This window comes from Tepidibacillus sp. HK-1 (assembly GCF_001748485.2).
In the GTDB taxonomy this organism is placed as follows: domain Bacteria; phylum Bacillota; class Bacilli; order Tepidibacillales; family Tepidibacillaceae; genus Tepidibacillus_B; species Tepidibacillus_B infernus.
The window spans coordinates 1-22,352 of sequence record NZ_BDGM02000025.1; the positions used below are offsets into that span (position 1 = coordinate 1).

Annotated in this window: 13 protein-coding genes; 2 read left to right on the forward strand and 11 right to left on the reverse strand. The window is 35.8% G+C overall.

Features of this window, described 5'->3' with window-relative positions; genetic code table 11:
- Nucleotides 1-191: 191 nt before the first annotated feature.
- The 11 genes from BEN26_RS11845 to BEN26_RS11895 form a co-directional block, all read right to left on the reverse strand.
- Nucleotides 192-488, reverse strand: a complete 297-nt coding sequence (locus tag BEN26_RS11845; protein ID WP_068724922.1) for a CC/Se motif family (seleno)protein — start codon at nt 486-488, stop codon at nt 192-194.
- 35 nt (nt 489-523) lie between these two features.
- Complete coding sequence (locus BEN26_RS11850; RefSeq protein ID WP_069798635.1) at nt 524-1,954, reverse strand: carbon starvation CstA family protein; 1,431 nt, start codon at nt 1,952-1,954, stop codon at nt 524-526.
- 153 nt (nt 1,955-2,107) lie between these two features.
- On the reverse strand, nt 2,108-2,878 hold the full coding sequence (locus BEN26_RS11855; protein WP_069798633.1) for a LytR/AlgR family response regulator transcription factor: 771 nt from the start codon (nt 2,876-2,878) through the stop codon (nt 2,108-2,110).
- A gap of 19 nt (nt 2,879-2,897) precedes the next feature.
- Entirely contained in the window at nt 2,898-4,643 is a 1,746-nt protein-coding gene (locus tag BEN26_RS11860; protein WP_069798632.1) for a sensor histidine kinase, read from the reverse strand.
- 87 nt (nt 4,644-4,730) lie between these two features.
- Complete coding sequence (locus tag BEN26_RS11865; RefSeq protein WP_069798630.1) at nt 4,731-5,624, reverse strand: hypothetical protein; 894 nt, start codon at nt 5,622-5,624, stop codon at nt 4,731-4,733.
- 103 nt (nt 5,625-5,727) lie between these two features.
- A complete protein-coding gene (locus BEN26_RS11870; RefSeq protein ID WP_069798628.1) occupies nt 5,728-9,306 on the reverse strand; it encodes a UvrD-helicase domain-containing protein in 3,579 nt (1,192 codons plus the stop codon).
- A complete protein-coding gene (locus BEN26_RS11875) occupies nt 9,306-12,542 on the reverse strand; it encodes a PD-(D/E)XK nuclease family protein (protein WP_069798626.1) in 3,237 nt (1,078 codons plus the stop codon). Before BEN26_RS11875 ends, BEN26_RS11870 begins: the two co-directional genes overlap by 1 nt.
- A 366-nt stretch (nt 12,543-12,908) precedes the next feature.
- Complete coding sequence (locus tag BEN26_RS11880) at nt 12,909-19,418, reverse strand: RHS repeat-associated core domain-containing protein (RefSeq protein ID WP_069798624.1); 6,510 nt, start codon at nt 19,416-19,418, stop codon at nt 12,909-12,911.
- 365 nt (nt 19,419-19,783) lie between these two features.
- Complete coding sequence (locus tag BEN26_RS11885) at nt 19,784-20,017, reverse strand: alpha/beta-type small acid-soluble spore protein (protein WP_068724938.1); 234 nt, start codon at nt 20,015-20,017, stop codon at nt 19,784-19,786.
- A gap of 89 nt (nt 20,018-20,106) precedes the next feature.
- A complete protein-coding gene (locus BEN26_RS11890; RefSeq protein WP_069798622.1) occupies nt 20,107-21,213 on the reverse strand; it encodes a M24 family metallopeptidase in 1,107 nt (368 codons plus the stop codon).
- Nucleotides 21,214-21,301: 88 nt separating this feature from the next.
- Nucleotides 21,302-21,622: a hypothetical protein gene (locus BEN26_RS11895; protein WP_069798620.1), complete on the reverse strand. Its 321-nt coding sequence runs from the start codon at nt 21,620-21,622 to the stop codon at nt 21,302-21,304.
- Between the two features lie 160 nt (nt 21,623-21,782).
- On the opposite strand from BEN26_RS11895, the gene BEN26_RS11900 reads away from it, so the two are divergent.
- Together BEN26_RS11900 and BEN26_RS11905 are read left to right on the forward strand one after the other, a co-directional pair.
- Nucleotides 21,783-21,944 (forward strand): hypothetical protein, encoded by a 162-nt coding sequence (locus BEN26_RS11900; RefSeq protein WP_181482287.1) that lies wholly within the window; start codon nt 21,783-21,785, stop codon nt 21,942-21,944.
- Entirely contained in the window at nt 21,941-22,153 is a 213-nt protein-coding gene (locus BEN26_RS11905) for a hypothetical protein (protein ID WP_069798618.1), read from the forward strand. Before BEN26_RS11900 ends, BEN26_RS11905 begins: the two co-directional genes overlap by 4 nt.
- The last annotated feature ends 199 nt before the right edge of the window (nt 22,154-22,352 follow it).

The window sequence follows — 22,352 nt, forward strand, 5'->3', positions numbered from 1 at the left end:
CTTTGCCGCCGGCTTCCTTCAGATTCCACCTCACGATGGACACCCTTGCCTTAGGCTAATGGTTGGTTGCTACATACCCCCATAACGGACTTTCACCGTCTAGTTAATCGCCATGCGTGGCGCACTAAAAAAAACGGCAGCTGTTTTTATAGCTACCGTTTTTTACTATAATATTTCTTATCAGACTATCATTAATGGACCACAATCGTTTTCCACTTAAACAATCCTTCTAAATCCAATTCATATTTTTTGTCCTTTTTGAGGATAAAAGGATCCCAGTAGATTTGAATACCTTCCTCCTCAAGAACTCGATAATATCCCTCTTCCTTAGGTTTGCCTAGTTGTGCCCCAACGAAGAGAAAGTTGGTACAGCAACCTGTTTGAGGTGCTTCTGCGATGGTAAGAATTCCCCCATTATTCTTAATATACTCTTTTAACCTTTCAGTCAACTCGATTTGAATGTCAAAGACTGGAATAATAGGTTTCATCCGTTTCTCACCTCTCTAAAAGATTTTACTGTTCTCTAATTTTCTAATGAAACTGAATATTGTTTTCTTGTTTTGATAGCCTTAAGCGCAAAGATGATGACGATTGCTGCTGTAATGATTAACCCTACTGGGTATGAAATCGTTGTTGGCAATCCAAATCCTTCTGGCGCTTGTAAGATATAAGTGAAAGATACTGCTGTCATAAAAGTAGCTGGAATCGTTGCAATCCAGTAATTCTTTCCTTCTTGTACTAAGAACATAGCTGCCGCCCATAAAAGGATCATCGCTGTTGTTTGGTTCGCCCAGGAAAAATATCTCCATAAGAAGTTAAAGTCGATTAATGTTAAACTATAACCCACTGCAAATAATGGGAGTGTAATCATTAAGCGTTTACTAATTTTACGTTGACTTAGTTTTAAGAAATCCGCAATGAGAAGACGTGCACCACGGAACGCAGTATCTCCTGAGGTAATTGGTAATACAATGACACCGATAATTGCAAAAGTTCCACCAACTGCCCCTAACATAGAAATAGAGACTTGGCGCACAACTCCTGCTGGTCCACCATATTGTACTAATGCATCTTGTAGTCCATCAACTCCATTGAAAACAGCCATTCCTGCTGCTGCCCAAACCATAGCGATCATGGATTCAGCAATCATCATGCCATAAAATACTTTACGTCCATATTTTTCATTTTGAATGGTACGTGCAATAAGTGGAGATTGAGTAGCATGGAAACCACTAATCGCACCACAAGCAATCGTAATGAAGAGTAATGGCCAAACTGGTAATCCTTTTGGATGTAAGTTGCTTAATGTTAATTCAGGGATATGATAACCTTTAACAAGCAATCCTCCCCCGACACCGATCGCCATAATAATCAATAAAGCACCAAATAATGGATAAATCTTCCCGATAATTTTATCAATCGGTAATAAAGTAGCCAAAATATAGTAAACGAAAATCAAGGCACTTACAATTCCTAAAGTCATCCAATCAGGTGTTAGTGTGACAATTAAAGAAGCAGGTCCTGTTACGAAAACGACTCCAACTAAGATCAGTAATACTAAAGAGAACACGTTAACAAATTGACGCATACCATTACCAAGATATTTACCAACTAAGTCAGGTAATTGTGCACCATTGTTTCTTACGGATAGCATACCAGAGAAGTAGTCATGAACTGCACCGGCAAAAATCCCACCTAATACAATCCACAAAAAGGCGACTGGACCCCACAATGCCCCTAAAATAGGCCCAAAAATGGGTCCTAATCCTGCAATATTTAATAACTGAATCAAGCTTCCCTTTTTCCAATCAATAGGTACAAAGTCCACACCATCATTACTTACATAGGCAGGTGTTTGCCTATTTTCATTCACACCAAATACTTTCTCAACATATCGCCCATAAAAAATATAACCTAAAATAAGAGCTACAAATGATAATAAGAAAGTAATCATGATACATTTCCCCTCTTTCTCTTATGTTGATTAATTTGCAATCGTTTTCAAATTCAATTTTAATAAAAGAAGGAAAAATTGTGTCTAAATTTTGTCTAAAATGTTCAAATCTTGGTATGAATGGCGATTATTTTGTCCTGTTTGGTATTCGCATTAAAGCTCTAGTGCATCTCTTAGTGGTTTGACAAATTGTCTACTTACAGGAACCTTAGATTGTTGTTGATCTTTCATCGTCAAAGTATATGCACCATTAAACCAAGGAGTCATTTCTTGAATGTGGTTTAAATTTACTAAATAGCTGCGATGTACACGAAAAAAGGAAAAGTTCTTCAATTTTTCTTCTAAAACCTGTAACGTGTATTTGGTGGTATAGGTTTCCGCAAATGTTTTGATTAGGACACCCCGACCCTCTCGAAAGGCATATACAATATCATTTGGATCGATTAAAAGCACGCGTTCTTCAAGTTGAACAGCTAATTTTGAAGTATGTTTAGACAGCTGATTGGAACCTTCTCTTAATTGCTCGAGCCATTTAAAAAAAACTTCTTGATTTGGATGATTTAATTTTTCTTTAATCTTTTCAATGGTTTTCATCACACGATCTTCGTCAAAAGGTTTGAGCAAATAGTCGATCGCATTCACTTCAAAAGCATGAATCGCATGTTGATCATAAGCCGTTGCAAAGATAATGAAAGGTTTCTTTTTTAAGTCTAGCAAAGTTCTAGCTACTGTTAATCCATCAATTTTAGGCATCTGAATATCTAAAAATACGATATCTGGATTTAAATTGAAAATTTTCGTTAAGGCCTCTTCTCCATTCTCCGCTTCCCCAACGATCTCTATCTCATCCTCTTGACTCAATAAATATCGTAGCTCATCCCTAGCTAAAGACTCATCATCCACAATCAATACTTTTATGGTCATCGCCTATTCACTCCCATCTTTAACCAATTGGTACCAGGAACCAAATCAATGTTCCTTTTCCTACTTCACTTTCAATATGAAGCCTTGACTCTTCGCCAAACCGTCCAAGTAAACGTTGGTGTACATTATATAATCCTAATCCAGTTCCAGATACAGATTCTACACGTTGGTAAAGCAATTGGTTGATTCGCTCTACTTCCATTCCAATTCCGTTATCTTTTACGGAAATCATGGAATGATTACCCTGTTTTTTTAAAGTTATATCAATCATCCATTCTTGTTGGCTGTTCTTCAAACCATGTTTAATTGCATTTTCTACTAACGGCTGTAATGTTAATGGGGGCAATAATACATGCTCAACTTTTTTATCAATGTCAAAATTCACCTTTAACCTTTCAGAAAATCTTGCTTGTTCAATATTTAGGTAAGCTTGTGTATGTTCAAGTTCTTGTTTAAAAGTAACGAGTTCATACATTGACGCATTCAAGTTTTGGCGAAAAAAATGTCCTAATTGAATCAGCAATTTACGTGCTAAATCAGGTTGTGTACGAATCAAAGCGACAATTGTATTTAGTGAGTTAAATAAAAAGTGAGGATTTACCTGCGCTTGTAATGCCTTAATCTCGGCATCAGTCACTAACTTGGCTTGTTTTTCTGCTTCAATCACTTCAAGCTGGTGAGAAAGCAATCTCCCTAGACCTAATGCTAATTCCTTATCTACTGGTCGAATTTGCTTAGGGTTAGAGAAGTAAAATTTTAAAATTCCTATTGGTTGATTTGATTTCTTGATTGGGACAATAATGGTTGCCTGTAAAGGACATTTTGGATGTTCACAGCGTATTTCATCGGTTGATTTTGCTACATATATTTTTCCTGTTTGTAAAACTCGTTTGGTTGCCTCCGTTAACAATGAATGACCTGGAATATGATGGTCACTTCCCAAACCCACATGGGATAATATCCGATGTTTATCTGTAATCGAGACAGCTGAAACCCTTGTTGTTTTTAATAATAGCTTTGCAATTTCAGTGGCAGATTCTTCATTCAATCCTTTACGAAGATGTACAAGGGTTTGATCAGCAATATGTAAGACCTTTTGTGCTTGGTTGGCCTCAATCCGGTCTTCTTCATGAATCACACTGTGAATGATCGCAATAAAAATAGCGATACCAATACTATTAGCGATAATCATTGGTAGTCCAATCACTTGTACTAATGCCCATGCTTTATCAAAAGGTTTAGCAAGTAATAGGATGATGATCATTTGTACTGTTTCAGCAACAAACCCTGTCAAAAATGCCATGCTAGTAGAAACGATTCGACGATTGCCAAATTTCTTATAGACCATCCCTGCCATTAAACCCTCTGTAACAGTTGACATGCCACAGGCTAACCCAGTAAAACCACCTAAAAGCATACGGTGAACCGCAGCAATGAGACCAGCCCCTAATCCAACCACTGGTCCTCCTAATAATCCTCCAATCGCAACACCAACTACCCTAGAATTGGCCAATGCTTCGTCAAAATCAATTTGAACGATATCTTTGATCCATAATGTAGAACCATGAGTTTCAGGTTGGATCGCAACTCCAGTATAGGTTCCTACAATTCCAAAAAAGCCAAATAAAATCGCAAGCTTAATCTTGGTAAAGGTGTCCGATTTATGGTCAATTAATTTGCGAAAAGTGGTTGATCTAGTCAATACAAATGCGATCGTCACAATTAAACCGATTCGTTCAATCATCAGTAGAAGTAACTGGAACATAAAATGATGACCCCTTTAAAAGAAATGATTTGTCTTCTTTCATGTTACCATTTCAAAGGGTAAAATAAAAAGCCACTTTTTAAGTGGCTATGATGCTTCATAGATGGAAATAGATTGAACCTTGTCATCTTCAATTTTAAATTTAATAGCAAACCAATAGTCATCAGTGGAGTAAATAAGATCACCTGTTTCCCGCCAATCATAGGAAGGGGGACCGTATTGTTTGATTACCTCATCGACTGAACTTCCAACTTGAATGCCCCGATCTGTCGGTATCAATCCATCATCATTAGTCTCTATCAAATGTACATAGGGTTCTTCTGTTTCTAATAAAGCATGAACAGTTATTCCTTGGTAGACCATAGCAAGGTCATATCCATACATTTCATCATAACTCATATAGGCCATCATAGGTTGGTCAAAATGACCAGTCACTTCATCAACAGTTGAACCTAAAATCACCTCTTGGAAGCCTAATTCTGAATAAGTAAGTGGTGAGCCTGGAGCTGGAACCTGCCTATTCAAAATAGTAGGAACAATCCCTCTAGCCGTTAAGTATTTGCTCAATTGAAAATTAATCAACTGATTCCTTTCATCAAATTGTAACTCCAATCGATACCCATTAACATCATCATAAATCCATTCTTCTAGATTCTGCCATTCACTTTGTTTACTTTGCACCAAATTCGGTTTCCCCAATTTTTCTTGAATTTGTTCTTTTGTTAAACCAATACGAAACCCTGGAATGATGATTTCCATAAAATCTTGAGGTTTTTTAAATATCAGTGAAGTTGGAAAAGCCTCTTGTAACGTATTTACTGTCCCAGAAGAAGGATTCTGAGGGTTCTTTGGGGTCTGTGGATTCTCTGGTACCTGTGGCTCGACCAAGTGTTTTTGTGAATCGTTATCAAAAAGATTACAACCTGTTAACAAGAGACTAAGAAGAAGTAACCCTATGATTATTTTTGAAAAACTTTTCATATGAAATCCCGGCCTTCATAAATTTATGGGCTATCATAAAAATTGAATCTACATTATTAAGACGTAGCAGCCGGGCAAAAAGTTTCATTTATTTTTTTAAACTTCAATCTTTTTTATAACATAGATTTTTGAATGCACATCGGCTACAATGTTCAAGATTCTGAGTAAAATCTTCCTGAGCTTGGGATTGGTTGATCTTGTTCATTATTTCTTCTAATTGTTCTTCCCACTCTAATAATCGTGCTTCATCGATTACAATCGACTCAATCTGATTGTGTCGAATAAAATATAAATAGCCGTTTGCGGGTTTTAAGCCTAGATTCTTTTGTATTGCAAGGGCATAAGTGAGAATTTGCGGTTCATAAATCTCTTTGTCTACGTTTTTATCTGTTTTATAGTCAATGATTGAAAAGGTTCCATCCGAATGTATGTCAAGACGGTCTATGGTTCCAAAGATTTTCCCATTCCTTAGTGAAAGGATAAAATCATACTCTGTTAAATAGGAATCAGATGGTTGTTGTCTGAAAAACGGGCTTTGCTGGAAATAATCTACAAACTGATGAACTTCGGTTTGGAAAACTTCCCAATCGGTGTCTACTATATTCTCTACCCTAATCCCTTGCTTAATTAAATTCTTTTGTAAAAGTTTCTGCCAATCACCAATTTGATCAGGTTGGTGAGTAAGAGCTTCTAACAGTTGATGAACAATCGTCCCTTTCAAACTTGGTGTTAACTGTTCAGTCTTTAGTGAGTTAGTACCATTATTTTCATCAGTATTTTCACCAACCATTTCTACATCCTCTTCATTAAAATCGATCTTTTCTTCATTCAACCAATCCAATGTCGAAAACAATGAAAGACGATCCGTAAAATAATAGTATCGTGGGCATTGTTGATAACGTTTAATCGATGATACACTGTACCTTGTATCTTCTGGTAAAACTTGTAATGGTTTGGTATAATTTAAAACTTTTATTTCACGATTCGTATTTTTCTTACTAGATTTTACAGCTTCAACTTCATGCATTGAATCAGATTCTTGCAATGTTTCTTGATCATCATAGTGAATAACTTTTATTCTCCCAACCTCTCCATTTTTCAAAGGATAATGCCAAATCGCTTCCCCTAATGAGATCGTTTCATATTTTAAGACAACATCGATCCATTTGCTCCAGGTGTTGGTAGATAAGACCTCACTAACTTCGATTTCTTTTTTCACTTGTTCGACTTTTCCAGATAGAATCAGTTTTTGCTCTGCTCTTGTTGCGGCAACATAGAATACCCGTACAGATTCATCCCGTTCTAACTCTTTTTCTATTTTAGAAAGGTACAACCAACGAATGGGTTCCTCCCATTCTCCTTCTAACAACGGCACTTTACACGAAAGCCCCATTTTCGAATTAAAGCGGATTAATGAATCGTCATTGACTGGTTTTCGTGACAAATCTGGAACAAAAACATAGGGAAACTCTAGCCCTTTTGATTGATGAATGGTCATCAATTTTACTGTGTTTCCTGTCTCCGATTCCACAGCTGCCTCTGTTTCTTCTTGAGATTCCTCGATTAAGCGTTCTATCCGTTGTAAAAATTCATAGACAGAGTAAGGGTTATCTCCCGGGAAATGTTCAGCCTGCCTAATCAGTTTTTCCACGTTTGCAACGGCTTGGACTCCCTGTGGTAAAGCAAACAAAATCGTTTGATAATGTGTCAATTCTAAAATCTTTTTTAATAGTACAGACACTTTCGTTCTTCCTACTTCTTTTTTAAGTAGAGAAACCCAATGAACAAAATGTTCTACTTTTTCTATTTCTGTTTGCGCTAAGTCGTTTATCGCACTACGCCATTGACTAAATGGTTTGTTCCATATTTCTTTTGTCAGCAAATGGTATAGCGTATCATCAGTGATAGCAACCATTGGTGAACGTAGAATCCCGGCTAAAGCAATTTTATTGGTAGGGTCGATTAGATATTTTAACACATGTAACAGATCATAGATTTCCTGTTTTTGATAAAACCCACGTCCTCCTACCACATAATAAGGAATATTCTTCTTCAAAAGAGCTTGTTCATATATTTTCACTTGGGACATGGAACGAAATAATATGGTGATCTCTTTCGGTTCTACTCCTCTAGTAACTAACTGTTCGATTCGTTTAGCAATATAGGTGGCTTCTTTTTCCCGTACAGATTGCTCATCATCTGTATCATGATATATAGGAATAAATTCAACCACTTCATCTTCAGCGATTTTTTCCTTTTTCGCAATCGCTTCTTTATAATAATTTGGCGACGTTTCATCACTGGACATGACTTGTTCAAAGAAAAAGTTTACAAACTGAATAATATCTGGATGAGAGCGAAAATTATATTGCAATGGAGCAATTCTTCCTTCCATTGCACTGATTTCCTGTTCCATTTTTTTAAAAACATGGACATCTGCCCCACGGAAACGATAAATCGATTGCTTCGGATCACCAACAACGAATAAACGACCTGGTTGGATGGTTTGTTTATCATCCTTTAAAAGCAGTGAGATCAGCCTTTTTTGAACCTGATTATTATCTTGAAATTCATCAATCATTAAATAGGAGATTCTTTTTTTCAGTTTTTCTTTTACCTCTTGATTTTCTTCCAACAAACGAATGGCCTGAAATTGTAAATCATCAAAATCCAAGCTGTTGCGTTTATTTTTTTCACGTCGAAATGCCTCATCTATTTTTTGTAACAAAGGATAAAAGCCTGTCAAATATTCTTTTTCCCATTCATGGTACTCAATCGCTTTTAGCCATTGATTTAACTCTTTGGCCTGATCATTGGCTTTTTTCCTTAAAGCTGAAACCAAACCTTTACCAAACTGACCACTGGTGATTTCGATCATCTGGTTGATCGCTTCTTGAAGGCCTTCTCCAACTTCTTGTGCCAAGACGATTTGTTGTTTTACATTTGGCCATTGTTCCTGATATTCTTTAAAACGTTTATAATTACTATCACTATTATACAATCCGTCTCCTGCCTCAATCAGTTGGTCAATTCCAGTGATCCATTGGTAGGGAGAAAAACGGAACTGGGCTTCAGTTAATCCTTTAATCTGTGTAAAATCGATCCCCGTGTTTGATATTTGTTCATATACCTTTTGCAATTGTTTTAAAACTCTAGAAAAACCAGCTTTAGAAACCCACTGATAAAAAGGAGATATTCCTTTTTCCTTTTCTTCTTTTAGAAATTTTTTAAATTCCCTTTCAATCGTATCAGCAAGAATCCACTTGCTATCTGTTGCTTCAAGTACTTGAAATTCCGGATCAACCTTGGCTTCAACAGGGAATTCTCTTAGGATCTTGGCACAAAAGGAGTGAATGGTAGAGATGGATGCCCGTTCTAACCGTTGAATATTGTTTCGCCAAAGGTTGGCAGCATCTAAATCGCCACTTTCAAAAGCTTGGTCCCTTCTTTCAACCATTCCTTTTCTAACCCGTTCTTTCATTTCTTTTGCTGCTTTTTCAGTAAAGGTGATAGCCACGATTTGTTCAATTATATTCGGAACGTCTGCATATTTTTCAATAATTTTAAGGTATCTTTCTACAAGTACCCTCGTTTTTCCTGAGCCAGCACCTGCAGGAACAATACAATTTAGATGTAACGTATCTACTGCAAATCGTTGTTCATCTGTTAAAGGAAAAGCCACTAGACTCCCTCCTTTAGCCGGATTTTGTTTTTGATGCGTTCTTCATCTTTTCGACAAATATGTTGAAAAGGACAATAGCTTGGACATTCTGTGCTTGGTAATACAGAAAAATCTCCTTGTTCCATTTCAGTGAGCAATTGTTCGATTCTTATTTTCATTTCTTCTACCCACTGTTGCCATTCTTCTTCGTCTATTTTAGAACCAACTCGGTTACTGATTCCTACTTGATCTAAGAAATCATTTTTCCAAATACCACGATTCCGGCTATCCACGATTTCCCCTTTGTCATTCCTTTTCCCTTGGGTATAAAAGGAAGCTCCAATCGCAAGATCTAATGGAAAATGGAATAGAGATTCCAAAACAAATAAGTAAAGTGGAAGTTGTAGATGGATTCCTTGTTTAATTTCTTTGTTTTCTGGAGGTTGACCCGTTTTATAATCATAAATTACAAACTGTCCTTCATCATTTACATCAATACGATCAATTTTGCCCCTTAATACTAACGTTTTCGTTGGTAATTGAATCTCTGCCTTCTCAGTCGTAGAAAGAGGATCAATTTCTTCTTTTCTTAGCATTTCTTCATCAATCGGCATGCCAAAGGAAAACTCAAGGTATTGAGGATAAAGAGTAGATCCGCTTTTTTTTCGCCAAGATTGTTCATGACGAACGATCTGTTTTAGATCTTGTACAACTTTTTGCCAATCTAAATCACTTAATACGGGATGAATGGTTCGCTCATTCTGGTGTAGAAAGACTTGCCATTCTTCCTCAGCTATTTGTAGCAACCATTTTTCATATTCCCCCTGCAAATCGGGGTGAAAGATCTCTCCACCATTTTTACGAAAGCGGGAAAAAAAGCGTTGTAATACACGATGAATCAAATCTCCCTTTTCATTTGGAGACATGGATTCCTCTGGTTCTTCCCACTCCGTTAATTTTAAAATATCTTTTGCAAAATAAGAAAAACGACACTGACTTGCTTGATTTAATTGAGATGTACTCCAAACCTTTTTCGTCATCCATTGCTTCATTTCTTCAACATGTTGTGCTTGTTGTAAATTGCCATCATATGAGGAAAACAACAAATCACGTTCTTTTTCACTGGAAATACCATATTCTATTTTTCGTAATCTCTCCTCATCTTGTTCTCTAAGCAAATCTTTGATCAGATCATGATCTTCTTTAAACACTTTATTCCATAATTGCTCTTCATGGGCGCAATCCTGAAAATCTCGTGGAACAAGGTCAGACACATCAAGGGTTTTTGTATCATACGTTTCCTCTATGATGCATTCCAAGCATTCTTCAACAAAGAAAGAGCGTAACCATTCTTTTCCTTCCTCATTCTTAGAGGAATAGACAAGGTATAGTTGTTCTGTAGCTGAAGCAATGCTTTGATAAAAATGATACTTTTGTTGATTCTCGTATTCCCTAGAAAGATTTAAATGAATCCCCTGTTTTCTTAACTCATAGCGTTCTTGGTCAGGCATAAGCCAGTCATTCTTGATCGGTCGTGGGAAATCTCCTTCCACCAACCCAAGAATAAACACGATTTTAAATTGTTGTCCGCGTATTTGGTTGGGTTGTAAAATAAAAACACCTTGTTTTTTCCCTTGCGTAAAATCATAATCGCTTTTCTCACATGCCAAAATTAAAGATTGGATCCAGTTCCAAAAATCAACCTGATTCTCCCCATGATCTCCTTCCATATATTGATCCATCATCGCAAGCTCCTGTTTCACTTCCTGCCACTTTTCGTAAGCCTTTAGATCACGAAATGCCGTTTCCTCTGTAGGATTTGAAAAGAAATATAGTTTGATCTGTTCCTTTATTCGTAAGGTCTGTTCTAATCGATCGATAAATTGGATATATTCCTGATTTATTCCCTTTTTGGGTGCAATCTCAACTAACTCAAAGATCGTTTGCATGACGTCATCATATTTTTTTAATTCGTTTTCTTTTGATTCATATCTCTGTTTATAGGAAATGAATCTTTCGTTCCAGCTCTTTTGTGTCATGGGATATCCGCATGAGCGAAAGATATGTGTAAGTTGGTAAGGATCAATCTCTTGATTCCATTTAAAATAAGGGCTAACCAACATCGACAACCAATCGTTCTTTTGTCCATTCATGGCTTTTAAAAGACTAATGATCGCTTGAACAAAAGGATTTTCTATTAGTCGTTGTCTTTTGGCAAGACGAATCGGAATCCCAGCTTTCTCCATCACTTCATAGATAACCTCTTTATACCGTTCCATTTGTGGCACAATGATCGCCATTTCATGTAAAGGAATCGCTTGTCCCAAAGCATAAGATTTGATTTCTGCCGCAACCATTTCGACTTCCCATTTATTACCAGGAACAGCAAGTAAATGAACGGATTGATGTGCATCGATTTTTTCAGGAAACGGGAAAAAGATTGCTTTTTTGAGATGGTTGATGGCTGGTGAAACTTTGGATTGCATCTCTTGATTTTCCTCAGTGTTTCTCTCTTGTTGAAAACCTAAGTTCGTTAGAAAGTCAATCGTATTCAACGTCCATTGGAATAATTCAGGGCGTTGTTCATCAACCGCTAAATGAACGATGATATTTAAGCCAAGAACCCCTAGTTTATCCAAGACCAGCATTTGAATGGGTGAAAAATCATAAAACTGGTCTGTCACCACACCCATGTATTCATGTAATGATTCCCCTAATTCTGTTTGTTGTAAAAACAAATAATAAGATTCCTCATGGTCAATCAAAGCGTACTTTTGTAATAATTGGTGGTAAGCCTCATAGATCCATGCTAATTCTTTATTTTTTTGTGAATCTTCTTGCCATAAAGCAATCAGCTGATCAGGGGTGACCCCTGCCCGTTTGATTTCACCGATCCACATCTCCACTTGATGAAGCCATCCAGTTTTATTCATTGACTCGTAAAAATGAATGATGCCTTTTTCCCTATGTACTTGTTCAACAGCATGTTTGACCAATAACTCCTGTTCAGAAGGAGTAAGCATCTTAAAGTGTTCACTATTTAAAGCAATTTGTCGCATCATTTGGTCAAAAGTCATCACTTCAATTCCCTTTTGAACATGAGGTTGCTTTATATCTAGCAACATCTCTTTTACTTTAGGAATCAACGATCCACTCGGTACCAGATAGATCCATTTTTTAGTAGATGAAAGGGGTTGAATGGTTTGAAGACCCTTACCTAAAGGACTAAAATCTTTATGCAACACGATTCGTTTCATAAAAAAACTCCTCACCATTTATGCTCATTATTATCATGCTAACACATTTTACGATGGTTGGGGAGTACGATACATTGATTTATCAAAACAAATGTTCTTTTTGGACAAAAAGAAAAAAGGATGGCTCCCCTCGTTAAAATCGATAATACTTAATAGCCATTCTTCTATCTCTCTATTAATGCCATCTTGTCCAAGGAGTTTTCCATCAATTTTAATTTGTGCTGTCCATCCACTTCCAGAATTACTTCCCAGAAATTTTGTTGCTGCATTTGTATCGGGAGCATACCACTTTATTTCTATTTTGACACCATTAATTGTGTAATTGTATTTATATCCCTCAATAATTGCTGAGCCGCAAATTTTGGGTCATATACTGTTAATGCTCCACCTCTCATCATAGGAGGCTAGCCCTTCAAGTTCTGCTTTAATTCCCATATCTATCCATGCATAGTTATATCTATATTTCATATTAACTAGTAAAAGTTTGGGAGCAACTCTAAGCTTTTCAGACATACTAGAATTTTCACTTTTAATTATTCTAGTATATTCTTCAATCTTTTCATAATTCTTCTTTAATTGATTAATATCATTTGTTAAAGCATCATTTGTTATTGTGATATTTATGTCTGAATTGGATGGCATTCCCCCAGAGCTATTATTAAAGTTATTACTCCTTTGTGCTAGAATTTCCTGCACTGTAGGTGTATGCGTATCATGGTCATTATTCCTAGAACCAGAGCTACCACTACCGCTACTTCCCTCATCCTCCTCAGGAAAGGTCACGATCACACTTTGAGTATCACTATCCCATGTAACTGTACCACCTAAATTTTCATATATCTCTCTAACTGATGAGCCGTCTTCAAAGTATGTGTGTCCATTTGATAAGTCAACCTCTCCATAGTTTTCTCCATTTACTATTAAGTTTGCTGTTGAACCATTTACACCTCCTGCACCAGCCTCAGCTTGGTGACCAGTTGGATCTATAAAGTTAACTGGATTGTTCATTACATAGCTATATCGGTTTAGACTAAGTGGATTCTCTATCCAACCCATAAAGGTGTCCATGGTTGTAAAACGGCCATATTTTGGACTATACCATCTAGCATTGTAATCCATCAGACTGGCTTTGGCATCATAAGTTTGGCCTGTAAATCCGACTACGTTATAAGGTGCTGCCATTTGGGTAAATAAGTTACCAAAGGCATCATAACGGTATTTCATGACTACATCGCCTGTTTGGTCAGTTAGATCCATGACGTTTCCTAGTGCATCTTGTTGATAGTATAATAATCCGCCACGAGTGCGAATATTGCCCTCATATCCTTCTTGTTTTCTACCATGAAGGCCAAACATTTTCCTCGCGATGATTTGATCATCAGCCATATAATATTGTGCTAGAGGTTCTCCATTTTCTCCATATTCCTTTAGGACATTCATCCCATCATAGAGGTATTGAGTAACTTCTTCTTTTAATAGATGACTATATGGATTTTCGATTTGTTGTCTTAATCCATTTTTTTCTCCATTGCCCTTTTGAATGGCATTATATCTTCCTTGTCCATTACCCTTTGAGTTGTCACCCTTTAAGTCATAAAATGTTTGGGAACGACTAATTTTTCGACCAAAAGCATCATACTGAAATTCTACTTTGGTTTGATCAGGATAGTAGACTCCTTTTAGCTTGTTGTTGCCAGTATATTCATATTTGACTATACCATCTTTAGTTGTCTTTTCAATGAGATTGCCGTTTTCGTCATAGATAAAGGAATCTTCTCCGGCTTGAAGTAAACGATTCGCTTTATCATAAGAATATGTTGTAATCTCTCCATCAGCGATCATTTTTGTACGATTGCCTGCTTTATCGTATTCATACCATACTTCTTCAACTGGATCAATTAAGTAATCTGGTTTTTCCGGATAAAGGTTTAACTGAGGAAGGTTCATATTCCATAGAAATTGTTCCCAAGGTTTAGGTTTTTTATTTTTATCCTTTCCTCTACCGTGGGCTTTTTCTTTACCTTTTCCCTCGTTATTCCCTTTTCCGTTATTCCCATTTTCTTTATTACTATTTCCATGAGTTGAATTTCCGTTATTTCCACTATTTCCTTGATCGTTTCTTTGTCCACTTTTCCCGTTATTGGCATGCTCATTTCCCTGGTAAACATCATTTGTAACAGTTGTCATCTTATTTGCGAATAAGACTGTATCAGATAGTGCCCAAAAGAGAGACGAAGTTTTTCCCTTTTCCTTAGTATTTGATTTTCTATTTTCATTGCTATTATTCTTACCTTGATCTTGTTGAGGTGTTACAGTTGGAAGAATATTTTCACCCGTTATTTGTTTATTTTCTTGTGGAGGTGTATAGTAGCTTGCTTTAATCTGTTCAATCTTTTCTTTAGGATAATGAACGTATGTAAGACGGTACAACGCATCATATTGATAAGTTGTAGTTGCTCCGTCCTCTTCTATTTGCTTGATACGATTTCCAACTTGATCATAGAGATATTGGTAGGAAGAATAATAGTTATTCCCTTGATGACCTATTTTGAATACTTGTCCATTTGGATCGTACTCGTAGTTTGTATTCACTCCATTTGGGCGTTCAATCATTTGAAGACGGCCAACTGGATCATAAGAAAAAGTTGTACGATTTCCTTCTGGGTCAGTTAACTGTGACAATTGATTTAATTCATTATATTGATAATTAATCACACGATCTTCTGGATCGATGATCTGTGTACGATTACCTGCTTTATCATAGGAAAATTGAGTGACTTTATCTAATGTTAGATTTTCAATTCTAGTTAGTTGATTTAATGAATTATAGGAATAATTTTCTTCGGAATGCAAGTTTGCGGCTTTGATTATATTCCCGTTGGAATCGTATTGGTATTGAATGTGATCCCCATCAGGTAATACGATGTTTGTTAGTTCTCTACGTTTATTGTATTGATATTTGGTCAACTGTCCTTTAGGGTCTCTTTCTTCTATTAAGTTACCCACAGAATCGTAACGAAAAATATACTCTTCATCTTCAGCATTGATTTCTTTTGTCATTCGACCCATAGCATCGTATTGCCAATGCGTACTATACCCATTTGCATCCACCATTTTGATCAAATTGCCCAAGGGATCATAGGAATAAGTAGTTTGTCCACCCATCGCATCCATTACTTTGGTTAGCAAACCAATTCGATTATATTCGTATTTTGTTTGGTTACCCTCTGCATCTTCAACCATTTGCAGGTTTCCTAAAGGATCATATTGATACTTGGTTGAATTCCCCATGGGATCTACTTTTTCAAGCAAACGATTTAATTGGTCATAACGATATTTATTAACTGAACCATCAGCTTTTTTCATTTCTATCAAGTTACCAACTTTATCATATTGAAACTGTTGTTTATACCCTAAGGCGTCGGTAATTTGGACAAGCTGATTCAATGCATCATATAGATACTGAGTTGAGTTACCTCGAGGGTCTATTTCCTCAATCAGGTTACCTAAAGAATCATAAATGTATGACTTCCTATTTCCTTCCGGATCAATGATTTCAGTCATTTTACCGGTAGGATCATACTGATAGTTCCAGGTATTCCCTCTTGAGTCCGTATAATCTTTAAGATTACCTACTAAATCATAATCAAAAAATGAAGTTGCTCCTTCAGGATCCACGATGCGAGTAATATTACCCTGAGGGTCATATTGATATGAAACTGTTCCCCCTAATGGATCAACCACTTTTGTTAATTGACCTAATTGATCATATTGATACTGAATTTTACTTCCAGTTGCATCAATTACTTCTGCTAGTTTGCCTGTTGGAGTATACGAATATGTTGTTTCATTGCCAATTGCATCGATTCGTTTAATAATTTCTCCAGCTAAATTATATTCAAAAGAAGTCTTATCTCCGTTCCGATTGACAATCGAAATGAGATTGCCTGATTCATCATAAGCATATCTTTCCTTGTTTCCTTTTGCATCAACTTCAGCAACTAATCTTTGAAGATCATCATATTCGTATTGAGTTTTGTGTCCAAGTGGATTTACCTTCTGAATCAGTAGACCGTTTTGATTATACTTCCATTGTGTTTCTCGCCCTAGGGGGTCAATAAAAGATAGTAATCTACCATTTTCATCAAACCAATATTCATTTTTGTTTCCAAGTGGATTCGTTACCTCAATCTTGTATTGATCTATATCGTATGTATAAAAAGTAGAATTACCTTTTGGATCAATTATTTCTTTTATTCTTTGTAACTCATCGTAGGCATACTGAGTTATATTCCCTAAAGGGTCAGTGAGTTGTGTTAACAACCCTAAGTCATTGTATTCAAATTTTTGAATGTGACCTAATGGATTGGTTATTGATTCTACCTGACCTAGAGAATTATAAGTAAAAGAAGTTTTTTCACCTTTTGCGCCAATTTGTGCAGTTAAAAAACCTAACTCGTCATAAAAATATTGATTTTTTTGCCCTTTTGCATCAATTGTACTTGTTATTTGTCCTAAAGGACTATACTGAATTTGAGTAGAATTTCCCTCAGCATCTATCATTTCTATTAATTGATTCATTTCATCATAACGGTAGGTTGTCTTATTTCCCAATGGATTTACAACAGAGATTAGATTACCATTTTTATCATATTCATACGTTTCTTTTCCACCAAGTGGGTCTGTTTTCGTTAAAACCCGCCCTAATGCATCATAAGTAAATGTGAGAATTTCTTGATTGGCTTTCACAATAGAAGAAAGGTACCCATATTCATTATATTGTAAGTCTGTTACTACGTTCCCATTCTGTTTGATCGATTTGATTCTTCCATTATTGTCATAAGTATATTGAAAGGTTCCATCGGCATTTTTTTGTTCAATTAATTGGCCATTTAACCCATATTGAAATGACTCTTCTGGAATTAAATTCCCTTCTTTTTTGATCATTCTACCCAATGCATCCCATTGATAAGAAATCTTAGCTCCAAGAGGCCCTTTAATCTGTATTAATTCCCCTTTAGGATTATATGAATAAACAGTAGATTCCCCTTCGGCATTGATGATTGCCTTAAGTTGACCTTTTGTATTATAAGTATAAGTGGTAACGGCACCATTAGGCTGAACCCATCGTTTTAATAATCCATTCTCATACTCGTAACGGAATGTTTGTCCATTTGAATATTTTACTTGAATGGGATGGTTGGCTGGATCATATGTGATTTCTATTGTCCCACCACTTGCATTATTCATTTTCAATAATCTTCCTAAACGATCATATTGCATACGCTGATAAACACCCAAAGGATATTGCACGTAACTAGGCTGTCCATATTCATCATATTGGAAACGAGTAATAGCTCCTTTAGGATTGGTATAGGTTTCAAGTAGGCCTTTATCATTATAGGTGAATCTTTCTTTTTCGCCTAAGGGATTGATATTTGCTAATAAATTCCCCTTATTATCATATTCTCTAAGCCATTCACGTCCAGTTTCATCCACAATATGAGTAATCTGATCAAATGAGTTGTATTGATAGGAGAAACTTCGACCATATTCGTCAGATTTATAGACTAATCTCCCTAATTCATCGTATTGCATATCTGTTGTTCCTAAAGAGGACTCAATCTTTGTTAAGCGATTCTGATCATCATAAGTATAAGAATAAGTCTCCCCCAAAGGATTCGTTTTTTGAATGATTTGCTTTTTATCATTAAATACAAAAGCTGTACGATTACCTAAAGCATCAATACGAACGACCTTTTTAGCAGTATCTTGATACTGATATTCATAAACTAAGTCTCCTTCTTGATCATAACGAACAACCCGATCATTTTGATAAGTAAAACTTTCTTTCCCTGTTTTTGGATATGTTATAGTTAATAATCGATTATCCTGATCATATGTATATTGGATTGAAGTGCCATCTGGTTTTTTTACTTTGTTTAGACGTTTACCTTCATATTCATAGAAAGTGACTTGACCTAGTGGATCAGTTATACTCTGAACTAAATCGTTGTTATAAGTTAAGGAAACTGCTCTTCCGTCTGATGATTTAATTTGGATTAAATGACCTTGTTGATCATAATTAAATTGAAGTGTATTGCCATTACGATCCTTGATTGCAATTAATTTTCCCTGAATAGGATCTGCGTTTTCTCGCCATGGAGCCTTATAACCTTTGAAGGTATAGATATAACCATCAGGTTTTGTAATTTGGTATTCATCTTTAGAAATTCTTTCTAAATCAGATCTACTTGTGCTGGAATATGTTCCTTGATCAAGAGGATAATATATCAGCGGATCACCGTCGTAACTATCCACTAAACCGTTTGGATCATTTTTTTGATAGGTATAGTTAACGTTACTTCCATCAGGCTTGAACTCGGAAATATTAAAATCAGCAAACATTTGAATATAGTAATCATAAGAAAATCTCCAGCCATAACCAAAAGGGAACAATTTATCTTTATCTTTTAAGTTGTAAGTTCTTTGAATAGACAACGGATTTGCATAAATATTTAAAAAGAGGTCTTCTTCTTCAATCTTTAAATTACCAGTTGGAAGCTGTACGGGATCTTCTATCACAGGATTGAAAGGAGATTGTTCAAGGTTGTATTGCCCTTGAAGACTGGGCAGTTGAGATAAAGGATTTTGAATATTGCTTTGTAATGTTTGGTTCATGACTTGACTTTGAGGCATAAAGGGATTTTGATCTGTTCTTTTTCCTGGTTGGGGAAGCCATTCTTCTAACCAATCATAACCATCATAAGAAGATGCACTGGCTTTTGATAAAAAACCGGGCATAATTAATCCGCTAATTAACGTAATAATTAGAAAATAAGTCATTGCAGAAAAAGTTTTATGTCTTTTTCTCATTCTTCCCTCTCCTCCTCTTTAAAAAAGGCAATAAAAAGACCTTCCGATCTTTTTAAGACGAAAGGGGGCTATACATTATATATGATCTTATATTTCTTGTTGAAAATGTACGGCAACCCAGCCGTCATGGTAGGAAATACCTTCTATGAATAAAGATTAAGGAGAGAAGGGCACTTCTGAAGGCACACAAAGTGTACAAGTCGTGCTACACAGCTAAAGCTGCTAGTCACGCTATATCGCAGCTTATGGAATATACAAACCCCTAAATGACAAGTGGAAGAAAGTTATACTTTATTATCTTTCAAGGAAAGACAGTGGATTGCTCCACTGCCTTTAACTATACCAATGATTTAGTTGTAAGTGAATTAGCGAGTCATTCCTGTTTGGCCTGAAAGTTGTTGTTCTGCCATTTGAACTAAACGACGAGTAATGTTACCACCAATTGCACCATTGTCACGAGAAGCGATATAGCCCATGTATCCGTCTGCAGGAATTTGGATACCAAGTTCTTGGGCAATTTCGAATTTCATTTGATCTAATGCTTGTGCAGCTTGAGGTACTACTAACCAGTTGCTAGAACGTTCTTGTCCTTTTGCCATCTGATATCACCTCCTTGTTGGTGTATGCTTAATATTTGTAGAAAGAGGGATATCCATTCATCGATTTTGTTGGTAATTTTTGTACAACACTACAATTGAATAAGCTCTTTAGTAAATGAGGTTAGTACCAGGGGCCCTTCTTTTGTGACATAGATGTCATCTTCAATCCTGACTCCACCTAGTTCTGCCACATAGATTCCTGGCTCGATGGTAAAAACCATTCCTTCCTTTAACAATTCTTCATTCTTCTCATGCATCGAAGGGAGTTCATGAATATCTAAACCTAACCCATGGCCAATCCGGTGTACGAAATAAGGGCCAAAACCCATCTCCGTAATTTTTCTTCTAGCGGCTAAATCCACTTCTTTAATAGCGAGATCAGGTTTTACCACATCTATTGCCAATTGCTGGGCTTGTTTGACAATGTGATACATTTCTTTTTGTTTTTCTGAAATTTGGCCAACGGCAACAGTTCTAGAGATATCGGAACAATATCCATTAAAAACGACTCCTAAATCAAATAAAACAAAATCCCCATTCTTAATTCTTTCTTGGCCTGGCTTTCCATGAGGCAAGGCAGATTTTTCGCCAGTTAACACCATCGTATCAAATGACATTTTTTCAATGCCTTCTTTTTTTAAACGATATTCGATTTCTGCAATAATCTCTAATTCGCTTTTGCCTACCTGAATCGCCTCGATTCCAAATTCTATTGCTTTATCAGCCCAATAAGCTGCTTCTTTTAAACTATTTAATTCCAATTCATCTTTCGTTATTCTTAGACCCATTAAGCCTTTTTCAATATCAACGGATTGTTGAAACTGGAGAATTTCCTTTAACCAAAGAGCTTTTTTAAACGAAACATATCCTTCCTCAAGTCCAAATGGTTGGTCTTGTTTGAACAGTATATATTTTTTAATCAATTGGACTGGCCCTTCATGATCTACATAACCAAATATGTTGTTTAATGAAGTTTTTCTTTTTGCTTCCTCTTTATCTAATTCAGGTGTAATTAGGATAGGCTCCTGTCCAGAATTAAGAAATAAACCCATAAAACGTTCATGAGGATTTGAGTAAAAACCAGTTAAATAATAAACATTTGTGGGTGAAGAGATAAGCGCCACACTTAGATCATTTTTATCCATCCATTGGTAAAAGCGATTTAATCTATTTTCGTAGACTTGACTTTGAGACATTTGTATACCCCATCTTTCCGTATTTTTTACTAATCCAGATGGGAAATTCCACCTGAATAAGTTTTGCTTCATTATATCACAGAAGGAGTTAAATGATATGAAGAAGAGTGATTAAAAGAATAAAAAACCAAGCGATTTTTTTAAAGATAGTGCGGGCAACTATGTCTTCAATCCCACGATGTTTGCCAGACATAGTAAATGAAATAACTAACAAAAGTAACAAAACACCAGTAATGATTTTTGGGGTAACTAAATCCTGTTTAGACCAAATCATAATCCCATGAATTGCACCTGCTAATAAAATTGTCCATCTTATCCATTTCATTTTTCCAATTTCATTTAACTGTTTTGAAAAAGGATAATTACATAATATGAGATAAATCAAAAGTCCTAAACTGATAAAAGCCATTTTTCTACTCCTTTTTAAAAAATGACGATTTTTAGCGTATTTTCAACGAATATGATTTTTTTCAACAAATACCATCAAAAATAAGACGATGTACATGTTTATTTTTGACGAAAATCGTGGTAATATTTATTTTGCACAGCAATCGAAAGGAGATTAGGTGATGGCTATCAAAACTGATTCCATTCCAACTTATCTTGATGAGTTTAGAATGATTAAACTAGATAGTATGATTAGAGATGTTAAAAAATTAAACCCTGAAGAACTACTCAAGATTAAGAATGAAATTGAAAAATTACTTTTTTTTGAGGATCAACATGCATGAATGATTCTCTAAAATCTCTGATTCAGATTTATAAAATGCTAGATGAAGCAAAGCTTTTAATAGAGGATGCAATTAACCAAATTGGAGTGGAACAAAGTAAGAATCCCCAATCTCTTCCTAAAGACATTCAAGAATTAGTTGAAGTAAGTCTAGAATTAACCCCTGAGCAAAGAAAAACCTTAATGAGATTTATTGAATCTTTGAAATAAAATACATATCAATAAACATGTAACCGGAGAATAATTACACTCCGGTTTTTTTGTTTGAACTAAAGTTACTCTTCTTCAATTTGCCACTTACGAAGATATGGGAAAACCAATAAGCAATCGAATTGCAATAGTTTGATATCCACTTCAACTCCCCTGCATCTTACCATATGCAAAATTAATTGCGAATAAAAAAAATAGT